This window comes from Pseudomonas sp. FSL R10-2964 (assembly GCF_009600035.1).
Taxonomy (GTDB): domain Bacteria; phylum Pseudomonadota; class Gammaproteobacteria; order Pseudomonadales; family Pseudomonadaceae; genus Aquipseudomonas; species Aquipseudomonas bubulae.
In genome coordinates this window covers 17,263-39,989 of sequence record NZ_WIWH01000023.1, presented here as the reverse complement: position 1 = coordinate 39,989, position 22,727 = coordinate 17,263, and the positions used below count along the sequence as shown (strand labels likewise).

The following is a 22,727-nucleotide window of genomic DNA, read 5'->3' as shown; positions in this document are numbered from 1 at the left end:
CATTGATTAGTTAGAAGCCCTGGGGCTGATCAATCGCGCATCGGGGCCGGCGCCAGTACTTCGCGCGAGCCATTAGTGTTCATAGAGGTTACGACCCCGGCCATTTCCATGGATTCAATCATTCGCGCAGCGCGGTTGTAACCGATCTTCAATTTGCGTTGTACAGCAGAAATGGAGGCACGACGGCTTTCCAGTACAAACTGTACGGCTTCGTCATACAAGGCATCCGTTTCAGGGTCGTCCCCACCTTCGCTGCCACCGCCTTCAAAGCCGCTGCCCGCCTCTTCAACACCGTTGAGGATATCTTCGTTGTAGTCCGGAGCGCCGCGCAGCTTCCAGGCTTCAACCACGCGGTGAACTTCATCGTCGGACACAAACGCGCCATGAACCCGGATCGGCAAGCTGGTACCTGGCGGCATATAGAGCATGTCACCGTGACCCAGCAGTTGCTCGGCGCCACCCTGATCGATGATGGTACGCGAGTCGATCTTGCTCGATACCTGGAACGCCATGCGGGTCGGGATGTTGGCCTTGATCAGGCCGGTAATCACGTCCACCGACGGGCGCTGGGTCGCGAGGATCAAGTGGATGCCCGCAGCCCGAGCCTTCTGGGCAATACGGGCGATCAATTCTTCAACTTTCTTGCCGACGATCATCATCATGTCGGCAAATTCGTCGACCACTACCACGATGGTCGGCAACTTCACCAGCAGCGGCGCTTCGTCGTGAATGCTTTCGCGCTTGTACAGCGGATCGACAAGTGGCTCGCCGGCATCCTGGGCGTCCTTGACCTTCTGGTTGAAGCCGGCGAGGTTACGCACGCCCATTTTGGCCATCAGCTTATAGCGGCGCTCCATCTCGGCAACGCTCCAGCGCAGGGCGTTGGCGGCGTCCTTCATGTCCGTTACAACCGGGCACAGCAGGTGCGGGATGCCTTCGTAGATCGACAATTCAAGCATTTTCGGGTCGATCATGATCAGCTTGGCGTCTTCCGGGCCAGACTTGAACAGGATCGACAGGATCATGGCGTTAACGCCTACAGACTTACCAGAACCGGTAGTACCGGCTACCAGCAAGTGCGGCATTTTCGCCAGGTCGGTGATCACTGGCCGCCCACCAATGTCATGGCCCAGGGCCAGAGCTACCGGCGACTTGGCGTTATCGTACTCAGGGGTCGACAACACTTCGGAGAAGCGCACGATCTGGCGGTCTTCGTTGGGAATCTCGATACCGACGGTGGTTTTGCCAGGAATGACCTCAACCACCCGCACACTGGTCACGGCCAGCGAGCGCGCGAGGTCCTTGGCCAGGTTGGCAATGCGGCTGACCTTTACGCCAGCAGCAGGTTGAATTTCGTAACGGGTAATCACCGGGCCCGGGTGGATGGAATCCACCGTCACTTCGACGCCGAATTCCTTGAGCTTGATTTCCAGCAAGTGGCCAACGGCCGCCAGGGATTCGGGGGAATAATTGAGCTGTTTTTTCTCGGCCGGATCCAGAATCGAGATCGGCGGCAAGGTACCTTCAACCGCGCTGTCCACAAACAACGGCGCCTGTTTCTCTTTTTGCACGCGCTTGCTCGGCTCGGGCGCCTTGGGCGGTGCCGGGGCAATCACTGCCGGCACGTGTTTTTCACGCTCGGACATGTGCTTGCTCAACGCCTGCTCGCGCTCGATCAGACGCTCTTTGGCCTTGGCCTGCTCACGCTTGTCGGAAACGCTTGGCGCGACCACTTCATTGACCCGGGCATCCACTTCGCGCAGCTTGGCCTGCAGTTGCTTACGCTCGTTACGTTCGGCCCACCAACGGTTGGCTGCGCCCTGGATCAGCTCGAACAGGTCGAGGGTGATCTTGCCCGTCACGTCCATGACCTTGAACCATGACAGGTCGGTAAACACCGTCAGGCCAAACAGGAACAAGGCAATCAATAGCAGGGTACTGCCCTGGATATTCAGTGCATTCCTGGCCAGGTCGCCCAGGCTTTCGCCCAGCGCACCGCCCGCCCCCGCAGGCAGACCCGAGGCAGAGTGAAAATGGATATGGGCCAGCGCCGCACCGGAGAGCACCAGAAAAATCAGGCCGACCAGCCGCCACGAAAACAGCCAGCCGCTCCACTGCCAGGGCTGATGCCGCTCGCGGAAGATCTGGTAGGCCTTGACCGCCAGCAGCAGCGGAAAAATATAGGCAAAGTAACCCAGCACCATAAACAGGATGTCGGCACTGTAGGAGCCGGCTGGCCCGCCGAAGTTCTGTACATCGACAACCCGGCTGTTATGGCTCCAGCCGGGGTCATCCTTGCCATAGGTCAGCAGGGCCATCATCAGGAACAGGCACAGGGCGCCGATAGCGATCAATGCACCTTCCTTGAGCCGGTAGTGCAATTGCTGACGCCAGAGAGGAACTGCTTTGGGTGCTGCTGTGGATTTCTTCAAAACGGGTCTTTTCCTGCGCCTGTGGCGCGCCCAACTATTAATTGACTAATGTGACTGCAAAATACTGCTCATAGCGAGCAGACGACAAGTTCGGACTTGAAATGAGCCCTGCCCTTATTATTGCGTGCTGCAACGTGGAGCAGTTTAGATCAGCTCATACAGGCAGGCCATTGTACGGGTTTGAGCCGCTGATGCCATGCTGGCCATAACTCGCCGGGAAGCGCCAATTTGAGCATGTATTACCTTTTGTGACAAAGACTTATACCACCACCAAAACACAGCTTGTAATTAACTGGCAGATCGACTGAGACCGCACTTGCGTGACAGAGTTGCAGCCGCCCTCCCCTTCTTGTGCAAGACTCAATGCCATGCTGACCTGGTTAAAACGCGACACCCTGACATTTCCGCCACTGGCCAACGCCATGCGCGAACCCAATGGCCTGCTGGCCGCTGGCGGTGACCTGTCCGCCGACCGGCTGATCCAGGCCTATCGCCATGGCTGTTTTCCGTGGTTCAGCGAGGGCCAGCCAATCCTGTGGTGGTCGCCTGATCCGCGCACGGTGCTGTTTCCCGAAGAGCTGCATATCTCCCGCAGTTTGGGCAAACTGCTGCGCAAGCAACGCTACCAGGTGAGTTTTGACCGCGACTTCGCAGCCGTGATCCAGGCCTGTGCCGCTCCACGAGACTATGCGGATGGCACCTGGATTACCGACGACATGCAAAACGCCTATATCGAACTGCATGCCCGCGGCCATGCCCATTCGGTGGAAGTCTGGGACAACGGTGAGCTGGTGGGCGGATTGTATGGCCTGGCCATGGGCCAGTTGTTTTTTGGCGAGTCCATGTTCAGCCGTGCCGACAACGCCTCAAAGTTCGGCTTCGCCACGCTGGTCAGACAGCTGCAGGTCTGGGGGTTTGTGCTGATTGACTGCCAGATGCCCACAGATCACCTGCAAAGCCTGGGAGCGCGTTCAATCCCGCGCCAGATATTTGCTGAGTATTTGCAAAAACATCTGGATCTTCCCACAACTGCGCAGTGGGTTTAGTAGGCGACTTTTGCGCGCTGGCTTACACTTAATTTAAAGATTTTCCGAGGGTTCATCATGACCGAGTTGGCGCGCTTGAAGTTTTATGCCACTCAACCTCACGCATGCAGCTACTTGCCTGGCGAACAGGCCACCACGCTGTTCCTCGACCCCAGCCAGCCGATGGATGTGCAGGTTTATGCCGATTTGTCCGAGATGGGTTTCCGGCGCAGTGGCGACCATCTTTATCGCCCGCATTGCCTGAAGTGCGATGCCTGCACCCCGGCGCGCATCCCTGTTGCCCGCTTCCTGCCCAACCGCCAGCAAAAACGCATTTTCAAGCGCAATGCCGACTTGCAGGTAGAGGCGGTAAAACCGGCGTTCAGTGAAGAGAACTTTGATCTTTACCAGCGCTATATCGAGCAGCGCCATGCCGATGGCGATATGTACCCGCCCAGTCGCGATCAATTTTCGACCTTCCTGGTGCGCGACCTGGCGTTTTCCAGGTTTTACGAATTCCGCCTTGATGGCCGTTTATTGGCGGTCGCCGTCACGGACGTGCTGCCCAATGGCCTGTCGGCGGTCTACACCTTCTACGATCCCGACGAAGAGCGGCGCAGCCTGGGGCGCTATGCAATCCTCTGGCAAATCGCCGAAGCGCGCCGCCTGGAGCTGGATGCGCTGTATCTGGGGTACTGGATCAAGAACTGCAAGAAGATGAATTACAAGACCGAATATCGGCCCATTGAGCTCTTAATCAATCAGAGATGGAGCTCTCTTGATTGAACCCTTGGCTTAACCCCCATTTTTCGGGCACAATGCACGCCGCTTTTGCCTGGCGCAGTTGCACCGGGCCATTCATTGGACACCGAGGGCTTTACTGCATGTCGAAAGAAGACAGCTTCGAAATGGAAGGCACTGTCGTCGACACCCTGCCCAACACCATGTTTCGTGTGGAGTTGGAAAATGGGCACGTCGTAACCGCGCATATCTCCGGCAAGATGCGCAAGAACTACATTCGTATTCTTACCGGTGACAAAGTGCGCGTCGAGCTGACGCCCTATGACTTGAGCAAAGGGCGCATCACTTACCGCGCTCGCTAAGCAAGTCAATACAAAACGCCCGGCTCTGCCGGGCGTTTTTGTTTGTCTGCGATTTGAGCCTGCCGTGGGAGCAAGCCTGCTCGCGAAGCAAACGACGCAATTTTTCGGGCAAACCGCAGTGATCCCTTCGCGAGCAGGCTCGCTCCCACAATCAGGGCTCAACATATAAAGTTTGAACTCCTGTAACTGTTTTGTCTTATTAGCTATATACCCAAACCTAACTTCCAAACTTCCTGAACCCTGGCTGTACCAGCCACACTTGCCGGGTTTAAACATTGACTTGCACCCGCGGCCTGAGTAGATTGCACAGGCCGGTCATTCAGGCCGCCTATAAACTTCACAAAAGAAGCCAATGGACACAGTATCTAGTCGCTGTCCGGTCACCGTCACTACGGCGATCCGGGCGCTAAATCCAGACATTGACAGGACTCGCCTGCACGGCGGGGTCAACTGCGCTAGAGCCTGACGCTCCATCGTAACGACCTCACCGGCGACAGTCCGGTCACGAGGTGTGTTATGACCTTTAAAACCCATGTACTACCCGGCGTTCAAGCCTTTGCCTCAAGCATGCGCGTGAAACTTTCACGCGAGCCCACCCTGGCCCGCTCGACCCGCTCACCCTTTTCCACATCCGTTGCCGACGCAAAACCTGCGCACCGCCAGGTGCATTGGCGCGTCAGCCCTGCCACAGGCCAACTGGAGCAGCGCTGGAGCATGGCCGACACCCAGGACCCGCAGAGTCGGTTCTTGCGCTGATTCATAATTAATTAAAACCCTGCCAACCCACTGGAGTTCCTTATGGAAGAAGCCAGTAGTCACCCGCTGCCCGCGTATTAATTACTTCGCAGCAGCGGGACTTTAAAGCGCACTTAACACTTCAATTAAACCGATTGCGAAGTTTGCGACTCGGCATACATTGGCACGCCTGTTAAAAGGCCATTCAATATATGCCCGGTCAAGAGTTGGCGACAGGAGTACTCATCATGAGCGCCGTAAAAAATACTAAAGTTCGGGACAAGAACAGCGCCAGCGACAGCAATAAACTGTCCATGCGTGCCGCTAGGGAAGCACAAAACGGCCTTTCAGCCACCCTGGCCAATGTACGCGCCACTACCGCAGGCCTGACCGAGCAGGAAGCCACTGAACGCCTGCAAAGCGATGGCTACAACGAAGTGGCTCACGACAAGCCGCCTCACGCACTGGTGCAGTTTCTGCTGGCCCTGCACAACCCTTTTATCTATGTGCTGCTGACCCTGGGCGTGATCAGCTTTGTCACTGACTACTGGCTGCCAGAACGCGATGGCGAAGAAGGCGACCTGACCAAAGTCATCATCATTGGCCTGATGGTTGGCCTCAGCAGCCTGCTGCGGTTCTGGCAGGAGCACCGCTCGGCCAAGTCCGCCGAAGCCCTCAAGGCCATGGTCCGCACCACCGCGACCGTGGTGCGGCGCGACAACAGCGGTACCCGCACCTCGGTGCACGAAGTACCGATGCGCGAACTGGTGGCCGGCGATATCGTGCAGCTGTCGGCCGGCGATATGATCCCGGCGGATATTCGCCTGATCGAGTCCCGCGATCTGTTTATCAGCCAGGCCGTGCTCACCGGCGAAGCCTTGCCGGTGGAGAAGTACGACACCCTGGGCGATGTGACACAAAAGTCCGCCTCCAGCACCGCCGCCGACCAGAGCAACCTGCTGGATCTGCCCAATATCTGCTTTATGGGCACCAACGTGGTCAGTGGCACTGCTCGCGCCGTAGTCGTGGCCACCGGCCCGCGCACCTACTTTGGCTCGCTGGCCAAGGCCATCGTCGGCTCGCGCACGCAAACCGCGTTCGATCGCGGAGTCAACAGCGTCAGCTGGCTGTTGATCCGCTTTATGCTGGTTATGGTGCCCATTGTGTTTTTCCTCAATGGTTTCTCCAAGGGCGACTGGGGCGATGCCTTCCTGTTTGCCCTGGCAGTGGCCGTGGGCCTGACCCCGGAAATGCTGCCAATGATTGTCAGCGCCAACCTGGCCAAGGGCGCAACGGCCATGGCCAAACGCAAGGTGGTGGTCAAACGCCTCAATGCCATCCAGAACCTGGGCTCGATGGACGTGCTGTGTACCGACAAGACCGGCACCCTGACCCAGGATCACATCATCCTCGAGCATCACATCGACGCCAGTGGCCAGCGCGATGAGTCGGTACTGGCCCTGGCCTGGCTCAACAGCCATCACCAAAGCGGCATCCGCAACCTGATGGATCAGGCCGTGGTGCAGTTTGCCCTGCAGGACCCAAAATTCAACGCGCCGCACAACTACAGCAAGGTCGATGAACTGCCCTTTGACTTCGTACGGCGGCGCCTGTCGATCATCGTCAAGGACAACCGTGGCGACCACCTGCTGGTGTGCAAGGGCGCAGTCGAAGAAATGCTCGGCATCGCCACCCATGTCATGGAAGGCGACACCCGCGTGGTTCTGGACCCCACACGCCGCGAGCAACTGCTGGCCCTGGCCAACGAGTACAACAAGGACGGCTTCCGCGTACTGCTGGTCGCCACCCGCGAAATCCCCAAGGCACAGGCGCACAAGCAGTACAACACCGCAGACGAGCGCGACCTGGTCATCCGCGGCATGCTCACCTTCCTCGATCCACCAAAGGAAACTGCCGGGCCGGCGATTGCAGCCCTGCAAGAAATCGGCGTAGCGATCAAGGTGCTGACCGGCGACAACGCTGTAGTCACCGGCAAAATCTGCCGGCAGGTGGGCCTGGAGCCAGGCACGCCACTGCTTGGGCCACAAATCGAAACAATGGACGACGCCGCACTGCAACTGGAGGTTGAGCAGCGCACGGTGTTTGCCAAGCTCACCCCGCTGCAGAAGTCCCGGGTGCTGAAAGCGCTGCAAGCCAATGGCCATACCGTCGGTTTTCTCGGTGACGGTATCAATGACGCGCCAGCCCTGCGCGATGCCGACGTAGGCATTTCGGTAGACAGCGGCACGGATATCGCCAAGGAGTCGGCTGACATCATCCTCCTGGAAAAGAGCCTGATGGTGCTCGAAGAAGGCGTACTCAAGGGGCGCGAGACCTTCGGCAATATCATGAAGTACCTGAACATGACCGCCAGCTCCAACTTCGGCAACGTGTTCTCGGTATTGGTAGCCAGCGCCTTCATCCCTTTTCTGCCAATGCTGTCGATCCACCTGCTACTGCAAAACCTGATGTACGACATCTCCCAGCTGGCCTTGCCGTGGGACAAGATGGACAGGGAATACCTGCAAAAACCGCGCAAGTGGGACGCCAAGAACATCGGCCGCTTCATGATCTGGATCGGGCCAACGTCGTCGATCTTCGACATCACTACCTTCGCCCTGATGTGGTACGTGTTCTCGGCCAACAGCGTGGAAATGCAGACCCTGTTCCAGTCCGGCTGGTTTATTGAGGGACTGCTGTCACAAACCCTGGTGGTGCACATGCTGCGCACGCGCAAGATTCCGTTCTTCCAGAGCACTGCAGCATGGCCGGTGATCATGATGACCCTCATCGTGATCGTGCTGGGTATCTACGTACCGTTCTCGCCCCTGGGCACCATGGTGGGCCTGGAACCACTGCCGTTGTCGTATTTCCCTTGGCTGGTGGCCACCCTGTTCAGCTATTGCTGTGTCGCGCAACTGATGAAAACGATCTACATCCGCCGTTTCAAGCAGTGGTACTGAGTTGAAACAACGCGGGCCGGCGCCACACCGCGCCAGCCCGCGCGCAAAAAATGAATGCGTGTTCTGTGGAGATTCCTCATGTCGGGAACCACTCTGTTACTCAACCTCGCGGGCGCCATCGCACTTTTGCTGTGGGGCACCCATATGATTTCCACGGCCCTGCTGCGCGGGTTTGGCACCCAGCTGCGCAACTGGATGGGGCGCAATCTGAATAACCGCTGGATGGCACTGATGAGCGGCATCGGCATTACCGGCGTACTGCAAAGCAGTACGGCGGTCAGCCTCATGGCCACGTCCTTTACCGCAGCCGGCACCCTGGGCCTGGCGCCCGCCCTGGCCGTGATGCTGGGGGCCAATATCGGCTCGACCCTGGTGGTACAACTGCTGAGTTTTGATACATCGCTGGCAATGCCGGTGATTTTGCTGACAGGTTATATCGTCTTTCGCCTGCGCGATGATTCGCGCCATGAAAGCGTGAGCTGCGCACTGATTGGCCTGGGCCTGATGCTGCTGGCTTTGGGCCTGCTCAGTGCCACCCTGGGCCATATGGAAGCCACCTCGGTATTTCGCGCCGTGATGCAGAGCCTGGAGGGCGACGCGATCATTGCGGTGGTCGCTGCCGTGCTGCTGACCTGGATCTGCCACTCCAGCGTCGCGGTGGTGCTGTTGATCGCCTCGCTGGCAGGTGCTGGCCTGATGACGCCCGCCACCGCCATCGCCTTGATGCTAGGCGCCAATATCGGCGGCGCCTTGCCCTCCGTGATGAGCGCCAGTTCGCCAGTGGCGCGACGCCTGCCTATGGGCAACTTGCTGGCGCGCCTGCTGGGCTCCCTGGCGCTGCTGCCCTGCCTGCCGCTGATAGCCAACTTGCTGGCTCGCAGCGATATCGGCCTGGCACATTGGGTGGTTTACCTGCATACCGCGTTCAATCTGCTGCTGGCCGTGGTGTTCATCGGCCTGACCGAACCTTGCGCACGCCTGCTGACTTACCTGTTTCCCCAGCAGGAGCCACCGGCAGACCCCGGCATGCCGCAATACCTGGACGAGGCCGGGCTTGAAGTGGCCAATATCGGCCTGTCCAATGCCGTACGCGAAGCCCTGCGCCTGGCGGACATGACCTCGCTGATGCTCAACCAGGTGTTGCAGCTGTTCGAGAAACCCGATCCGGACACAGCGGACAAGGTGCGCCAACTGGATCACTCCATCGACCTGCTAAGTGCCGCGATCCGCGCCTATCTTGCAGACATTGGCCAGGATGGCCTGAGCGATGACGATGCCGATCGCGCCCAGGAAGTGCTGATGTTCGTGATCAACCTTGAGCACGCCGGCGACATCCTCGGCAACCTCGCGCAACTGGCTGTTCGCCGCACACGCCGTGGCGAACGCTTTTCCTCATTCGAACTGATCCAGATCCAGGCCATGCACCTGGCCCTGCTGGACAGCCTGAACCTGGCCATTACCGCGTTTTTGCGTGAGGACGTGAGCGCTGCCAAGGCTCTGATCGGCCACAAGGAGACCGTGCGCAAGCTGGAAGCCAGCGCCAGCCGCGAGCACTTTCGCAAGCTGCAGAACGACAAGACGGCCTGGGCCGAATCCGGGGATATCTTCCAGCGGGTGCTGCGCGACTACCGACGCGTCCATCATCATATTGCCGCACTCGGCTATACGGTACTGGAGCGCAATACCGCGTCGGCCCAGGCCGCTTGATCGCAGACAGCAAAAAGGCGCCCAAGCACCAATGCAAACCAGTCATGGGCATTGTGGGAGCGGGTTTTCCCGCGATACAGACGACGCGGTTCAACTATCAAACCGCGCTGTTCCAATCGCGAGCAAGCCCGCTCCCACAGGGATTTTGCATCCCGCCCAACTGATCGTCACTGGCCCGAAGGCGCCTTTTATCACTACGGTGTTACATCAAGCCATTTCGACTGCGGTTTCAAACTCGAAGGTCAACTCGCCGTTTTCCAGGTCGATGTGTACCACACCGCCATGATCGGCCAGTTCACCAAAGAGAATCTCCTCAGCCAACGGACGCTTGATCTTGTCCTGGATCAAACGGGCCATCGGCCGTGCCCCCATCAGCGCGTCATAACCACCCGCTGCAAGCCAGCCACGCGCCGCATCCGACACCTCGAGCTGCACGTGCTTGTCTTCCAGCTGCGCCTGCAGTTCGGTAAGGAACTTGTCCACCACATGCTTGATAACCTCATGGCTGAGGCGACCAAACTGGATAATGGTGTCCAGACGGTTACGGAACTCGGGGGTGAAGCTCTTCTTGATCGCTTCCATGGCATCGGAAGCATGATCCTGATGGGCAAAGCCCATCGAAGCCCGAGAGGCGGTTTCGGCACCGGCGTTGGTGGTCATGATGACGATCACGTTGCGGAAGTCCGCCTTGCGCCCGTTGTTGTCGGTCAGCGTGCCGTGGTCCATGACCTGCAGCAGCAGGTTGAAGACTTCAGGGTGCGCCTTCTCGATTTCATCGAGCAGCAGTACGCAGTGAGGTTGCTTGGTGATGGCCTCGGTCAGCAAACCGCCCTGATCGAAACCGACATAGCCCGGAGGCGCACCGATCAGACGCGATACGGTGTGGCGCTCCATGTACTCGGACATGTCGAAGCGAATCAGCTCGATACCCAAAGCTTTGGCCAACTGGCGTGCTGCCTCGGTTTTACCGACACCGGTGGGCCCTGCGAACAGGAACGAACCGACCGGTTTGTCCGGCGACTTGAGCCCCGCACGGGACAACTTGATTGCCGTGGACAACGAATCGATCGCCGCATCCTGGCCGAACACGGTCAGGCGCAGGTCGCGTTCAAGGTTGCGCAACAGCTCCTTGTCCGAGACCGAGACGTGTTTAGGCGGAATACGGGCGATTTTCGCCACGATATCTTCAACCTGCGCGACCTCAATGCGTTTAACCCGGCTTTCAACCGGTTGCAGACGCTGGAAGGCACCCGCCTCGTCGATCACGTCAATGGCCTTGTCGGGCATGTGCCGGTCATTGATATAGCGCGAGGCCAGCTCCGCCGCTGCGCGCAGGGCTTCATCGCTGTACTCGATGCCATGGTGCTGCTCGAAACGACCTTTAAGCCCGCGCAGAATGCTGATGGTATCTTCAACCGAAGGTTCGGATACGTCGACTTTCTGGAAACGGCGCGCCAGGGCGCGGTCTTTTTCGAAGATCCCGCGAAATTCCTGGAACGTGGTAGAACCGATGCAGCGAATGTCACCCGAAGACAGCAGCGGCTTGAGCAGGTTGGACGCATCCATCACCCCGCCCGAAGCCGCACCGGCACCGATGATCGTATGGATTTCGTCGATAAACAGGATCGCTTGCGGGCGTTTCTTCAGCTCGCCCAGCAGCGCCTTGAAGCGCTTCTCGAAATCGCCACGGTACTTGGTACCTGCCAGCAAGGCGCCGAGATCCAGGGAGTAGACGATGCTGTTAGCCAGCAGGTCAGGCACCTGGTTATCGACGATGCGCTTGGCCAGACCCTCGGCAATCGCGGTTTTACCCACGCCTGCCTCACCCACCAGCAACGGGTTGTTTTTGCGCCGACGCGCCAGGATCTGGGCGACACGCTCAACTTCCATTTCCCGACCCACCAGCGGATCGATCCGGCCCTGGCGGGCCAGTTCATTCAGGTTACTGGCATAAGCGTCCAGAGGATTGCTGGAAGACGACGATTCGCCGCCCTCTTCATCCTGCATCTCATGATCGCTGTCGCTGTGCTCGCCATGCCCGGGCACCTTGGAGATGCCGTGGGCAATAAAGTTGACCACATCGATGCGCGCCACGCTCTGTTGCTTGAGCAGGAATACGGCCTGGCTTTCCTGTTCGCTGAAGATGGCTACCAGCACATTGGCGCCGGTGACTTCACGCTTGCCGGAGCTCTGCACGTGGAACACGGCACGCTGCAAGACCCGCTGAAAACCCAGGGTTGGCTGCGTTTCGCGGTCTTCGTCATGGACGGGGATCAGGGGGGTTGTGGAATCAATAAACTCTTGCAGGTCATGCTTGAGTTTTTCGAGGTTTGCGCCACAGGCGCGTAGAACGGTTGCGGCCGCCTCATTATCCAGAAGCGCTAAAAGGAGGTGCTCAACCGTCATGAATTCATGACGTTTGGAGCGGGCTTCCTTGAAGGCAAGATTGAGGGTGACTTCGAGCTCGCGATTTAACATGGCTTCACCTCATACCCAAGTGGTCGGCGTTAACCGTCCTTCTCGATTTCACAGAGTAGCGGATGCTGGCTTTCACGTGCGTACTGATTTACCTGCGCTGCCTTGGTCTCGGCAATGTCGCGGGTATAGATGCCGCACACAGCCCGTCCTTCTGTATGGACGGCCAGCATGACCTTGGTCGCCAATTCGCGATTCAAGTTAAAAAACACCTCAAGGATCTCTACAACGAAATCCATTGGCGTGTAGTCATCATTAAACAAAACCACCTTGTACATCGGCGGCGCCTGAAGCGCAGGCTTAGCCTCTTGCACAGCCAAGCCAGCGGAGTCTTCGTCATCAAAATCGGGGTGATCCTGATTAAATGTTAGTCGAGTCTGGCTAATTGCATGCATGGAAAGAAAGGTTCGTCGTTGGTTGTGCAACTACAGTGATGGAGGCAAAGATGTCAAATTTCAACACCGCCGCCGCGTGACCTTGACTATCGGTAAAACGGTGTTACAACCATATAGTACCCACAGTGGGGAAAAATGGTCCGCGCAGTCAACCACTTTTACTGGTTTCTGTGCGAGTTGACTGGATGATACTCCAGTGATGGAGTTGTTTGCAGCAGAGGGATATGAGTATGCAAGGCAAGGTCAAGTGGTTCAACAACGCCAAAGGCTTCGGCTTCATTAATACGCAGGCCAAGGAAGGCATCGATGAACACGGAAACCCGATCGACTTTTTTGCGCATTTTTCGGCAATCCAGATGGACGGTTACAAGACGCTCAAGGCAGGCCAACCCGTGAGCTTCGAAATAATCCAGGGCCCCAAGGGCCTGCATGCTGTTGCAATCACCAACGCTCAAGTTCCAGCCAGCGCTTCAGCGACCGCGCAAGAGGTGACCAGCCTCCCGGTCTGACCCGCTGCCCAAGAAACCGGCCGATTCGATCATGCGAATCGGCCGGTTTTTTTATGCCCGTGCCATCACGAGGAAAAATTGAGGTTGCCGAAAAACCCCGTAATCACGGGGCAAACCGCGAAAAATCAGGGCATTTTGCCGCAGGGACTTAGACCAATGGATGATTCGTGTTAGGCCGCCCCCCTCGCAGCAACCTTGGTGACCTATGTATACTGCGCCGGTGACCATGGAGTCACCTGCAAACACATGCTGGAATGAGTCTTTCAGGCCTAGAAAGGCTGGGCCGTTACCCCGGCCCGACCGCTTGACGCTCTACTGATGCATTCACATCACCGCGAAGAACCTCGACTTTCGGCTCATTGTTCACTGTGAACGAAAGCGCCTACCCTGCGCATCTCGAGTATCTGAGCACGCTCAGCAAAGAAGAGAGTTAATCCGAAATGCCCAACCGTTCGAAGATCATCTATACCTTCACCGACGAAGCTCCGGCGCTCGCCACCTATTCACTGCTGCCTATCATCGAGGCGTTTACCGCCAGCGCCGATATCGCCGTTGAAACGCGCGACATCTCTCTGGCTGGCCGCATCCTCTCAAGCTTCCCCGAGCAATTGGGTGACAAGGCTGTAGCAGACCACCTCGCCGAACTGGGCGCCCTGGCCGTTACCCCTGAAGCCAACATCATCAAGCTGCCCAATATCAGCGCCTCGGTCCCGCAGTTGCAGGCCGCGATCAAAGAACTGCAAGCGCAGGGCTTCAACATCCCGGACTACCCGGAAACCGTCACCACTGACGCTGAAAAAGAAATCAAGGCGCGTTACAGCAAAGTGATGGGCAGTGCCGTAAACCCGGTACTGCGCGAAGGCAACTCCGACCGCCGCGCACCGCTGTCGGTCAAGAACTACGCGCGCAAGCACCCGCACAAAATGGGCGCCTGGGCTGCAGACTCCAAGTCCCACGTTGCTCACATGAGCGAAGGCGACTTCTACGGCAGCGAAAAAGCCGCCCTGATCGAAGCACCGGGCAGCGTTAAAATCGAACTGATCGCTCAAGACGGCACCACCACCGTCCTGAAAGAAAAAACCGCCGTCCAGGCTGGTGAGATCATCGATTGCTCGGTCATGAGCAAAAAAGCCCTGCGCGAGTTCGTAGCGGCCGAAATCGAAGACGCCAAAAAGCAGGGCGTACTGTTCTCGGTTCACCTGAAAGCCACCATGATGAAGGTTTCCGACCCGATCATGTTTGGCCAGATCGTGGCCGAGTTCTACAAGGATGCGCTGGAAAAACACGCTGACGTCCTCAAAGAAATCGGTTTCAACCTGAACAACGGTATCGGCGACCTGTACGCCCGCATCAAGGCGCTGCCAGCCGAGAAGCAGGCTGAAATCGAAGCCGACATCGAAGCCGTGTACGCCAACCGCCCTGCGCTGGCCATGGTCAACTCCGACAAAGGCATCACCAACCTGCACGTGCCGAGCGACGTAATCGTCGACGCCTCGATGCCGGCCATGATTCGTGATTCCGGCAAGATGTGGAACACCGAAGGCCAGCTGCAAGACACCAAGGCCGTGATCCCGGATCGCTGCTACGCCACCATCTACCAGGCCACCATCGAAGACTGCAAGAAACACGGCGCCTTCGATCCGACCACCATGGGCAGCGTGCCAAACGTTGGCCTGATGGCGCAAAAAGCCGAAGAGTACGGTTCCCACGACAAGACTTTCCAGATCAAGACCCCGGGCGTTGTGCGGGTAACTGACAGCAACGGCAACGTGCTGATGGAACAGAACGTCGAGGAAGGCGATATCTGGCGCATGTGCCAGGCCAAAGACGCGCCGATCCGCGACTGGGTCAAGCTGGCCGTCAACCGTGCCCGCGCCAGCAACACTCCGGCCGTGTTCTGGCTCGATCCAAAGCGTAGCCACGACGCCGAAATGATCAAAAAGGTTGAAACCTACCTGAAAGATCACGACACCAGCGGCCTGGACATTCGCATCATGGCGCCGGTAGAGGCCATGAAGTTCACCCTGGAGCGCACCCGCGCTGGCCTGGATACCATCTCGGTAACCGGCAACGTGCTGCGTGACTACCTGACCGACCTGTTCCCGATCATGGAACTGGGCACCAGCGCCAAAATGCTGTCGATCGTACCGCTGATGAATGGCGGCGGCCTGTTCGAAACCGGCGCCGGCGGCTCGGCCCCGAAGCACGTTCAACAGTTGCTGGAAGAAAACTTCCTGCGCTGGGACTCGCTGGGTGAGTTCCTGGCACTGGCGGCTTCCCTGGAGCACCTGGGCACAACCTACAACAACCCGAAAGCGTTGGTGTTGGCCAAGACCCTGGACCAGGCTACCGGTCAGTTCCTCGACAACAACAAATCGCCATCGCGCAAAGTCGGCAACATCGACAACCGCGGTAGCCACTTCTACCTGGCGCTGTACTGGGCACAAGCCCTGGCTGCCCAGACTGAAGACAAAGAGCTGCAAGCCCAATTTGCTCCAGTAGCAAAAGCCATGGCCGAGAACGAGGCAAAAATCGTTGCCGAACTCAACGCCGTGCAGGGCAAGCCGGTCGATATCGGTGGTTACTACCACGCCGATGCCGACAAGGTAAGCAAAGTAATGCGCCCTAGCGCCACACTGAACGCGATCATCGCTTCGGTGTAAGGGCAACAGGCAACACCACAGACCCCGGCCCACGACGCCGGGGTTTGTGTTTTTACGGCCTACACAAACCCGGTGGGAGCGGGCTTGCCCGCGATAGCATCACCGCGTAAAAAGCACAGACCGAAGCGCCTGCATCGCGAGCAAGCCCGCTCCCACAGGGGATATGCATCCACCTATAAACCGAGACCCACCCCATGGAATGGAAACCCCACATCACCGTCGCCACTGTCGTCGAAGACAATGGCCGCTTCCTGATGGTCGAAGAACTCAAGCGCGACCGCGCCGTGCTCAATCAACCGGCCGGTCATCTGGACCCCGACGAAAGCCTGATCGAGGCCGCCATCCGCGAAACCCTCGAAGAAACCGGCTATGACGTCGAACTGACCGGTGTGATCGGCATTTACCTCTACACCGCTCCCAGCAACGGCGTGACCTACCAGCGCATCTGCTTTGCCGGCAAGGCGCTCAAGCACCACCCCGACTACCAGCTGGACACCGGCATCATTGGCCCGCTGTGGCTGACTCGCGACGAACTGCTTGCACAGCGCGAACGCTGGCGCAGCGAGCTGACCCTGCAGTGCATCGATGATTATCTGGGCGGCAAACTGTTCGACCTGACGTTAATCCGCCCTTCGGTTTAGCCTTGAGCGCTCGGGCCTGCTAGAATCGCGTCCTTTTTCAAGACACTCATTGAATCCTTATGCGTGATCCAGCCCTAGTCGCCCCCGAAAAACAGCGCGTCATCGTCGGCATGTCCGGCGGTGTCGACTCTTCCGTTTCCGCCGTTCTGCTTATGGAGCAGGGCTACCAGGTGGAAGGCCTGTTCATGAAGAACTGGGAGGAAGACGACGGAACGGATTACTGCACCGCCATGGATGATCTGGCAGACGCCCAGGCCGTGTGCGACAAAATCGGCATCAAGCTGCACACCGCCAACTTTGCCGCCGAGTACTGGGACAACGTGTTCGAGCACTTCCTGGCCGAATACAAGGCCGGTCGCACGCCGAACCCGGACATCCTGTGCAACCGCGAAATCAAGTTCAAGGCTTTCCTGGACTACGCCCTGATGCTGGGCGCCGACCTGATTGCTACCGGCCACTATGTGCGCCGTCGCGACATTGACGGCCGTACCGAGCTGCTCAAGGGCCTGGACCCGAACAAAGACCAGAGCTACTTCCTGCACGCCGTCGGCGGCGAACAGATCGCCCGCACCCTGTTCCCGGTAGGCGAGCTGGAAAAACCGGAAGTGCGACGCATTGCGGAAAAACACGATCTGGCCACCGCGAAGAAAAAAGACTCCACCGGGATCTGCTTTATCGGCGAACGCCGCTTCAACGACTTCCTCAAGCAATACCTGCCGGCACAGCCGGGCGAGATCAAGACCACAGAAGGTGAAGTGATCGGCCGCCATCATGGCCTGATGTACCACACCATCGGTCAGCGCCAGGGCCTGGGCATTGGCGGCCTCAAGGACGCCAGCGACGAGCCGTGGTACGTGCTGGTCAAGGATCTGGAGCACAACGAGCTGATCGTCGGCCAGGGCAACGACCACCCGTGGCTGTTCTCCGGCGCCCTGCTCGCCTCCGAGATCTACTGGGTCAATCCGATCGACCTGAGCACCCCGCTGCGCCTGACGGCCAAGGTTCGCTATCGTCAGAGCGATCAGCCCTGCACCCTGGAAAAAACCGCCAACGGCTACCGCGCCACCTTCGACGACCCGCAACGCGCGGTCACCCCCGGCCAGTCCGTGGTGTTCTACGACGGCGAAGTCTGCCTGGGCGGCGGCGTGATAGAAGTGGCCGAGCCCTGGTCGAGCAAGGGCAAACGCCCATGAACGCCACTCAGGAGCAACTGGTAGCCCTCGGCGGCGTATTTCTGGCCGCGGTGCTGGTGGATAAAATTGCCAAGACCGGCCAGGTCAGCGAAGCCGACCTGAGCTGCATGCTCGGCAGCCTGCTGGTGCGTGACCCCAAGGACACCCTGGAAGTCTTTGGCGGCGACGACATCAACCTGCGCGAAGGCTATCGTGCCCTGATCGGTGCTCTTGAGCGCGATCCCAACACCCTGCAGCGCGAGCCCCTGCGTTACGCACTGTCGATGCTCGGCCTTGAGCGCCAACTGGCCAAGCGGGACGACATGCTGGAGCTGATCGGCAAGCGCCTGCCGCAGATCCAGTCCCAGGTCGAGCATTTCGGCCCGGCCCATGAAAACGTGGTGGCCGCCTGTGGCGCGTTGTACCAGGACACCCTGAGCACCCTGCGCCAGCGTATCCAGGTGCACGGCGACATGCGCAACCTGCAACAACCGAACAACGCGGCAAAAATTCGCGCCCTGCTGCTGGCCGGTATCCGCTGCGCAAGGCTGTGGCGCCAATTGGGCGGCCACCGCTGGCAGCTGGTCATCAGCCGACGCAAGCTGCTCAAAGAGCTTTACCCGATGCTGCGCGGCAACTGAAACACGCCGGCAGGCACAGAATTTAAAATCGATACGCGTATGACGCCGGTCACTTGGCAACGGACCGGCCGTTTTTTCATGTATGATACGCGCCCCATTTCGTTGCCCGACTGTCCGAGAACACCCCATGAAGCTCTCTTCGCTCACTGCGGTTTCCCCTGTTGACGGCCGCTACGCCGGCAAAACCCAGGCCCTGCGCCCAATTTTCAGCGAATACGGCTTGATCCGTGCTCGCGTTCTGGTTGAAGTTCGCTGGCTCCAGCGCCTGGCCGCCCACGCTGCCATCCCTGAAGTCCCGGCCTTCTCTGCCGAAGCCAACGCCGTTCTGAATGAACTGGCCGAGAACTTCTCTCTTGAGCACGCCGAACGCGTCAAAGAGATCGAGCGCACCACCAACCACGACGTCAAAGCCATTGAGTACCTGCTCAAAGAACAGGCCGCCAAGCTGCCTGAACTGGCCAACGTCAGTGAGTTCATCCACTTTGCCTGCACCAGCGAGGACATCAACAACCTGTCCCACGCCCTGATGCTGCGTGAAGGTCGTGATGACGTGATGCTGCCGCTGATGCGTCAAACCGCAGAAGCCATCCGCGAACTGGCGATCAAGTTCGCCGACGTACCCATGCTGTCCCGCACCCACGGTCAACCGGCTTCGCCGACCACCCTGGGCAAAGAGCTGGCCAACGTGGTCTACCGTCTGGAGCGTCAAATCGCTCAAGTCGCTGCTGTACCGTTGCTGGGCAAGATCAACGGCGCCGTGGGCAACTACAACGCCCACCTGTCGGCCTACCCGCAGATCGACTGGGAAGAAAACGCCCGCGCCTTTATCGAAGACGAGCTGGGCCTGGGTTTCAACCCGTACACCACCCAGATCGAGCCGCACGACTACATTGCCGAGCTGTTCGACGCCATCGCCCGCTTCAACACCATCCTGATCGACTTCGATCGCGATATCTGGGGCTACATCTCCCTGGGCTACTTCAAGCAGCGCACCATTGCCGGCGAAATCGGTTCTTCGACCATGCCGCACAAGGTCAACCCGATCGACTTCGAAAACTCCGAAGGCAACCTGGGTATCGCCAACGCCCTGTTCCAGCACCTGGCCAGCAAATTGCCAATCTCCCGCTGGCAGCGCGACCTGACCGACTCCACCGTACTGCGCAACCTCGGCGTGGGCTTTGCTCACAGCGTGATCGCGTACGAAGCCAGCCTCAAGGGCATCAGCAAGCTTGAACTGAATGCACAGAAAATCGCTGCTGACCTGGACGCCTGCTGGGAAGTCCTGGCCGAGCCGATCCAGACCGTGATGCGTCGTTACAACATCGAAAACCCGTACGAAAAGCTCAAAGAGCTGACCCGCGGCAAGGGCATCAGCCCTGAAGCACTGCAAACTTTCATCGACGGCCTTGAAATGCCGGAAGCGGCCAAAGCCGAGCTGAAGCTGCTGACTCCGGCCAACTACATTGGCAACGCCGTCGAGCAAGCCAAGCGCATCTGATCGCTGCAACGACCTATTAACGCCCGGCCGTGCCGGGCGTTTTTATTCCCGATTACAAAGTGCAATTTTTCAATAGGTTACACATGAATCCTGACATTCCTCTTCAACTTCTGGGCGGCATCACTGCGCGCGAGTTCATGCGCGACTACTGGCAGAAAAAACCGCTGCTGGTGCGCCAGGCAATTCCTGACTTCGAAAGCCCGATCGACGCCGACGAACTGGCCGGTCTGGCCCTTGAAGAAGAAGTCGAATCGCGCCTGATCATCGAACACGGCGAGCGCCCATGGGAACTGCGCCGCGGTCCGTTCGCCGAAGACGAATTCGGCAAACTGCCAGAGCGCGAGTGGACTCTGCTGGTGCAGGCCGTTGATCAGTTCGTGCCTGAAGTCAATGAACTGCTGGAAAACTTCCGCTTCCTGCCGAGCTGGCGTATCGACGACGTGATGATCAGCTACGCCGCCCCAGGTGGCAGTGTTGGTCCGCACTTCGACAACTACGACGTGTTCCTGCTGCAGGGTCATGGCAAGCGTCACTGGCAGATCGGCCAGATGTGCGACTCCGACAGCAAGCTGCTGGAGCACGCGGACCTGCGTATCCTCGCTGATTTCCAGGCCACCGACGAGTGGACCCTTGAGCCCGGCGACATGCTCTACCTGCCACCGCGCCTGGCCCACTGTGGCGTAGCCGTAGACGACTGCCTGACCTACTCGGTGGGCTTCCGTGCACCGAGCGCCGCTGAAGTACTGACCCACTTCACCGACTTCCTCAGCCAGTACCTGCCGGACGAAGATCGCTACACCGACGCTGACGCGCAACCGGTCAGCGACCCGCACCAGATCCAGCACGACGCCCTTGATCGCCTCAAGAGCCTGCTGACCGAGCACATGAGCGACGAGCGCATGCTGCTGACCTGGTTCGGCCAGTTCATGACCGAGCCACGTTATCCGGAACTCGTGGTCGGCCCTGAACTCGAAGAAGAAGACCTGCTGGGTAGCCTGGAACAGGGCGCAATCCTGATCCGCAACCCGAGCGCACGCCTGGCATGGTCCGAGGTCGATGACGACCTGTTGTTGTTCGCCAGCGGCCAAAGCCGCCTGCTGCCGGGCAAGCTGCGCGAACTGCTGAAAATGATCTGTGCCGCCGACGCGCTGCACAGTGACAACCTCGGCACATGGCTGGCCGATGAAGATGGACGCAACCTGCTCTGCGAGCTGGTTAAACAAGGAAGCCTGGGGTTCGCTGATGAATAGCATTCACGTACGTGTCGCCGACTGGCAAAAGGACAACGCCGAACTTCGACGCATTCGTGAGGCGGTATTTATTGCCGAACAATCTGTACCTCCAGAACTGGAGTGGGATGCAGACGATGCCGATGCCGTGCATTTTCTGGCCTATGAAGGCGACTTCCCGATTGGTACCGCCCGGCTCCTGCCGGACGGCCATATCGGCCGCGTATCGGTTCTCAAGGACTGGCGCGGCCTGAAGGTTGGCGACGCACTGATGCAGGCCACGATTCTTGAAGCCGAAAAACGTGGCCTCAAGCAACAAATGCTCAGTGCCCAAGTGCATGCCACACCCTTCTACGAGCGCCTTGGCTTCAAGATCGTCAGCGATGAATTCCTCGAAGCAGGGATTCCCCACGTTGATATGGTGCGGGTGAGCTAACTGCCACGCCGATCTCTGTGGGAGCGAGCCTGCTCGCGAAGGCTGCTAGCGCGGCACTCTTGAGAATTTCGCGAGCAGGCTCGCTCCCACAGCAGTTTTGCAAAACGCCCTGCCATCCCCGGATCGCAGGGCGTTTTGCTATCTGGCACACTCAGACCCAGCCCTTTCAAGCATTGCGGAGATAATGGACATGTCCCTACGCCCCTTCATCGCTGGCCTGCTGCTGATCGCTAGCTTCAGCGCGATCGCCGACACCCGCGTCATCACCCTGCAAAACCGCACCAGCGCCGATTTGCTGCCCATCGCGCAGAACTTTATCGGCAAAAACGGCAAAGTCAGCGCCTATGGCAACCAACTGATCGTCGAGGCAGGCGCCTCGAAAATCCAGAACCTCGAAGACCTGCTTGCGCAACTCGACACACCCGCCCGGCGCCTGCTGATCACGGTCGATACCAGTGACAACAACCTGGCCACTAATGATCCGGACACCCGGGTGATCAGCACCGCCAGCCGCGACGGCGGCACCCAGCAAATCCAGACCAGCGAAGGCACCCCGGCATTTATCCAGACCGGCCAGAGCGTACCGCTGACCAGCACCCAGACCGACGCCTACGGCCGCTTGCTCACCCAGACCGACTACCGCAACGTCACCCGGGGTTTTTACGTCACCGCCAGCGTCACAGGTGAAACGGTACACCTGGCGATCAGTACGACTCGCGATCGCATGAGCCAGGAGCAACCCGATGTAGTGAACACGCAAAGTACCGACACACAAGTCAGCGGCCCTCTGGGGCAATGGATAACCGTGGCGGGCAACAACGCTCTTAACCAGACTGACAATCCGCCGCAAACCCGCAGCTACTCTACGCAAAGCCGGGATGACATGACCATTCGGGTCAAAGTCGATGTACTCGACCAAAAGGGCCAAAACTGACCGACGAGTCGTTTTTCGCAAATTATGTAGTGTTATAAAAAAAGCACTACAAAACATTTGACGCCTCAAAAATGCAAAGGCATGATGGCCCCGCTCCCGCTGATCAGAGGCCCCGCAAAGGCCCTGGGGCCTGTACTGCCCGTAGCGAGCCGCCATTCACGCACTTATA

General features: G+C 58.7%; 18 protein-coding genes. 15 read left to right on the top strand and 3 right to left on the bottom strand.

Annotation, left to right across the window (positions count from 1 at the left end):
• Positions 1-29 precede the first annotated feature (29 nt).
• A complete protein-coding gene (gene ftsK / locus GHN92_RS14420; protein ID WP_095003287.1) occupies positions 30-2,432 on the bottom strand; it encodes a DNA translocase FtsK in 2,403 nt (800 codons plus the stop codon).
• Between the two features lie 368 nt (positions 2,433-2,800).
• Here ftsK and aat point away from each other — a divergent pair, with 368 nt between their 5' ends.
• The 6 genes from aat (at position 2,801) to GHN92_RS14390 (ending at position 9,965) form a co-directional block, all read left to right on the top strand.
• On the top strand, positions 2,801-3,478 hold the full coding sequence (gene aat, locus GHN92_RS14415) for a leucyl/phenylalanyl-tRNA--protein transferase (protein WP_153380430.1): 678 nt from the start codon (positions 2,801-2,803) through the stop codon (positions 3,476-3,478).
• Positions 3,479-3,535: 57 nt separating this feature from the next.
• Complete coding sequence (locus GHN92_RS14410) at positions 3,536-4,243, top strand: arginyltransferase (RefSeq protein WP_095003289.1); 708 nt, start codon at positions 3,536-3,538, stop codon at positions 4,241-4,243.
• A gap of 98 nt (positions 4,244-4,341) precedes the next feature.
• Positions 4,342-4,560, top strand: coding sequence for a translation initiation factor IF-1 (infA, locus tag GHN92_RS14405; RefSeq protein ID WP_002553999.1), 219 nt, complete (start codon positions 4,342-4,344; stop codon positions 4,558-4,560).
• 516 nt (positions 4,561-5,076) lie between these two features.
• The gene (locus tag GHN92_RS14400; protein ID WP_095003290.1) at positions 5,077-5,316 is read left to right on the top strand and encodes a hypothetical protein; all 240 of its coding nucleotides are present in this window, start codon (positions 5,077-5,079) and stop codon (positions 5,314-5,316) included.
• A gap of 227 nt (positions 5,317-5,543) precedes the next feature.
• A complete protein-coding gene (gene mgtA, locus GHN92_RS14395; RefSeq protein ID WP_133144936.1) occupies positions 5,544-8,258 on the top strand; it encodes a magnesium-translocating P-type ATPase in 2,715 nt (904 codons plus the stop codon).
• 78 nt (positions 8,259-8,336) lie between these two features.
• Positions 8,337-9,965, top strand: a complete 1,629-nt coding sequence (locus GHN92_RS14390) for a Na/Pi cotransporter family protein (RefSeq protein ID WP_153380428.1) — start codon at positions 8,337-8,339, stop codon at positions 9,963-9,965.
• 207 nt (positions 9,966-10,172) lie between these two features.
• Here the strand turns inward: GHN92_RS14390 and clpA are convergent, their stop codons facing one another.
• A complete protein-coding gene (clpA, locus tag GHN92_RS14385; RefSeq protein ID WP_095003293.1) occupies positions 10,173-12,443 on the bottom strand; it encodes an ATP-dependent Clp protease ATP-binding subunit ClpA in 2,271 nt (756 codons plus the stop codon).
• A gap of 29 nt (positions 12,444-12,472) precedes the next feature.
• Positions 12,473-12,835: an ATP-dependent Clp protease adapter ClpS gene (clpS, locus tag GHN92_RS14380; protein WP_016780211.1), complete on the bottom strand. Its 363-nt coding sequence runs from the start codon at positions 12,833-12,835 to the stop codon at positions 12,473-12,475.
• A gap of 230 nt (positions 12,836-13,065) precedes the next feature.
• Between clpS and GHN92_RS14375 the strand changes: the two genes are divergently transcribed.
• The 9 genes from GHN92_RS14375 to GHN92_RS14335 all read left to right on the top strand — a co-directional run bounded on the left by GHN92_RS14375 (position 13,066) and on the right by GHN92_RS14335 (position 22,558).
• A complete protein-coding gene (locus GHN92_RS14375) occupies positions 13,066-13,344 on the top strand; it encodes a cold shock domain-containing protein (protein WP_095003305.1) in 279 nt (92 codons plus the stop codon).
• 440 nt (positions 13,345-13,784) lie between these two features.
• The gene (locus GHN92_RS14370; protein ID WP_095003294.1) at positions 13,785-16,007 is read left to right on the top strand and encodes an NADP-dependent isocitrate dehydrogenase; all 2,223 of its coding nucleotides are present in this window, start codon (positions 13,785-13,787) and stop codon (positions 16,005-16,007) included.
• Positions 16,008-16,201: 194 nt separating this feature from the next.
• Complete coding sequence (locus GHN92_RS14365; protein ID WP_095003295.1) at positions 16,202-16,648, top strand: NUDIX hydrolase; 447 nt, start codon at positions 16,202-16,204, stop codon at positions 16,646-16,648.
• 59 nt (positions 16,649-16,707) lie between these two features.
• Positions 16,708-17,841, top strand: coding sequence for a tRNA 2-thiouridine(34) synthase MnmA (mnmA, locus tag GHN92_RS14360; protein ID WP_153380426.1), 1,134 nt, complete (start codon positions 16,708-16,710; stop codon positions 17,839-17,841).
• On the top strand, positions 17,838-18,461 hold the full coding sequence (gene hflD, locus GHN92_RS14355) for a high frequency lysogenization protein HflD (protein WP_095003297.1): 624 nt from the start codon (positions 17,838-17,840) through the stop codon (positions 18,459-18,461). Before mnmA ends, hflD begins: the two co-directional genes overlap by 4 nt.
• A gap of 127 nt (positions 18,462-18,588) precedes the next feature.
• The gene (gene purB, locus GHN92_RS14350; protein ID WP_016780205.1) at positions 18,589-19,959 is read left to right on the top strand and encodes an adenylosuccinate lyase; all 1,371 of its coding nucleotides are present in this window, start codon (positions 18,589-18,591) and stop codon (positions 19,957-19,959) included.
• An 83-nt stretch (positions 19,960-20,042) separates the two neighbouring features.
• Positions 20,043-21,209, top strand: a complete 1,167-nt coding sequence (locus GHN92_RS14345; protein WP_095003298.1) for a cupin domain-containing protein — start codon at positions 20,043-20,045, stop codon at positions 21,207-21,209.
• Entirely contained in the window at positions 21,202-21,624 is a 423-nt protein-coding gene (locus tag GHN92_RS14340; RefSeq protein ID WP_095003299.1) for a GNAT family N-acetyltransferase, read from the top strand. The genes GHN92_RS14345 and GHN92_RS14340 overlap by 8 nt, the downstream gene beginning before the upstream one ends.
• A gap of 190 nt (positions 21,625-21,814) precedes the next feature.
• Positions 21,815-22,558: a secretin N-terminal domain-containing protein gene (locus tag GHN92_RS14335; protein ID WP_133144934.1), complete on the top strand. Its 744-nt coding sequence runs from the start codon at positions 21,815-21,817 to the stop codon at positions 22,556-22,558.
• The last annotated feature ends 169 nt before the right edge of the window (positions 22,559-22,727 follow it).

Bases quoted from the DNA above. Each gene is read 5' to 3' on its own strand.
- aat (WP_153380430.1), top strand. From the start codon at position 2,801: ATGCTGACCTGGTTAAAACGCGACACCCTGACATTTCCGCCACTGGCC.
- GHN92_RS14410 (WP_095003289.1), top strand. From the start codon at position 3,536: ATGACCGAGTTGGCGCGCTTGAAGTTTTATGCCACTCAACCTCACGCA.
- infA (WP_002553999.1), top strand. From the start codon at position 4,342: ATGTCGAAAGAAGACAGCTTCGAAATGGAAGGCACTGTCGTCGACACC.
- GHN92_RS14400 (WP_095003290.1), top strand. From the start codon at position 5,077: ATGACCTTTAAAACCCATGTACTACCCGGCGTTCAAGCCTTTGCCTCA.
- mgtA (WP_133144936.1), top strand. From the start codon at position 5,544: ATGAGCGCCGTAAAAAATACTAAAGTTCGGGACAAGAACAGCGCCAGC.
- GHN92_RS14390 (WP_153380428.1), top strand. From the start codon at position 8,337: ATGTCGGGAACCACTCTGTTACTCAACCTCGCGGGCGCCATCGCACTT.
- clpA (WP_095003293.1), bottom strand. From the start codon at position 12,443: ATGTTAAATCGCGAGCTCGAAGTCACCCTCAATCTTGCCTTCAAGGAA.
- clpS (WP_016780211.1), bottom strand. From the start codon at position 12,835: ATGCATGCAATTAGCCAGACTCGACTAACATTTAATCAGGATCACCCC.
- GHN92_RS14375 (WP_095003305.1), top strand. From the start codon at position 13,066: ATGCAAGGCAAGGTCAAGTGGTTCAACAACGCCAAAGGCTTCGGCTTC.
- GHN92_RS14370 (WP_095003294.1), top strand. From the start codon at position 13,785: ATGCCCAACCGTTCGAAGATCATCTATACCTTCACCGACGAAGCTCCG.
- GHN92_RS14365 (WP_095003295.1), top strand. From the start codon at position 16,202: ATGGAATGGAAACCCCACATCACCGTCGCCACTGTCGTCGAAGACAAT.
- mnmA (WP_153380426.1), top strand. From the start codon at position 16,708: ATGCGTGATCCAGCCCTAGTCGCCCCCGAAAAACAGCGCGTCATCGTC.
- hflD (WP_095003297.1), top strand. From the start codon at position 17,838: ATGAACGCCACTCAGGAGCAACTGGTAGCCCTCGGCGGCGTATTTCTG.
- purB (WP_016780205.1), top strand. From the start codon at position 18,589: ATGAAGCTCTCTTCGCTCACTGCGGTTTCCCCTGTTGACGGCCGCTAC.
- GHN92_RS14345 (WP_095003298.1), top strand. From the start codon at position 20,043: ATGAATCCTGACATTCCTCTTCAACTTCTGGGCGGCATCACTGCGCGC.
- GHN92_RS14340 (WP_095003299.1), top strand. From the start codon at position 21,202: ATGAATAGCATTCACGTACGTGTCGCCGACTGGCAAAAGGACAACGCC.
- GHN92_RS14335 (WP_133144934.1), top strand. From the start codon at position 21,815: ATGTCCCTACGCCCCTTCATCGCTGGCCTGCTGCTGATCGCTAGCTTC.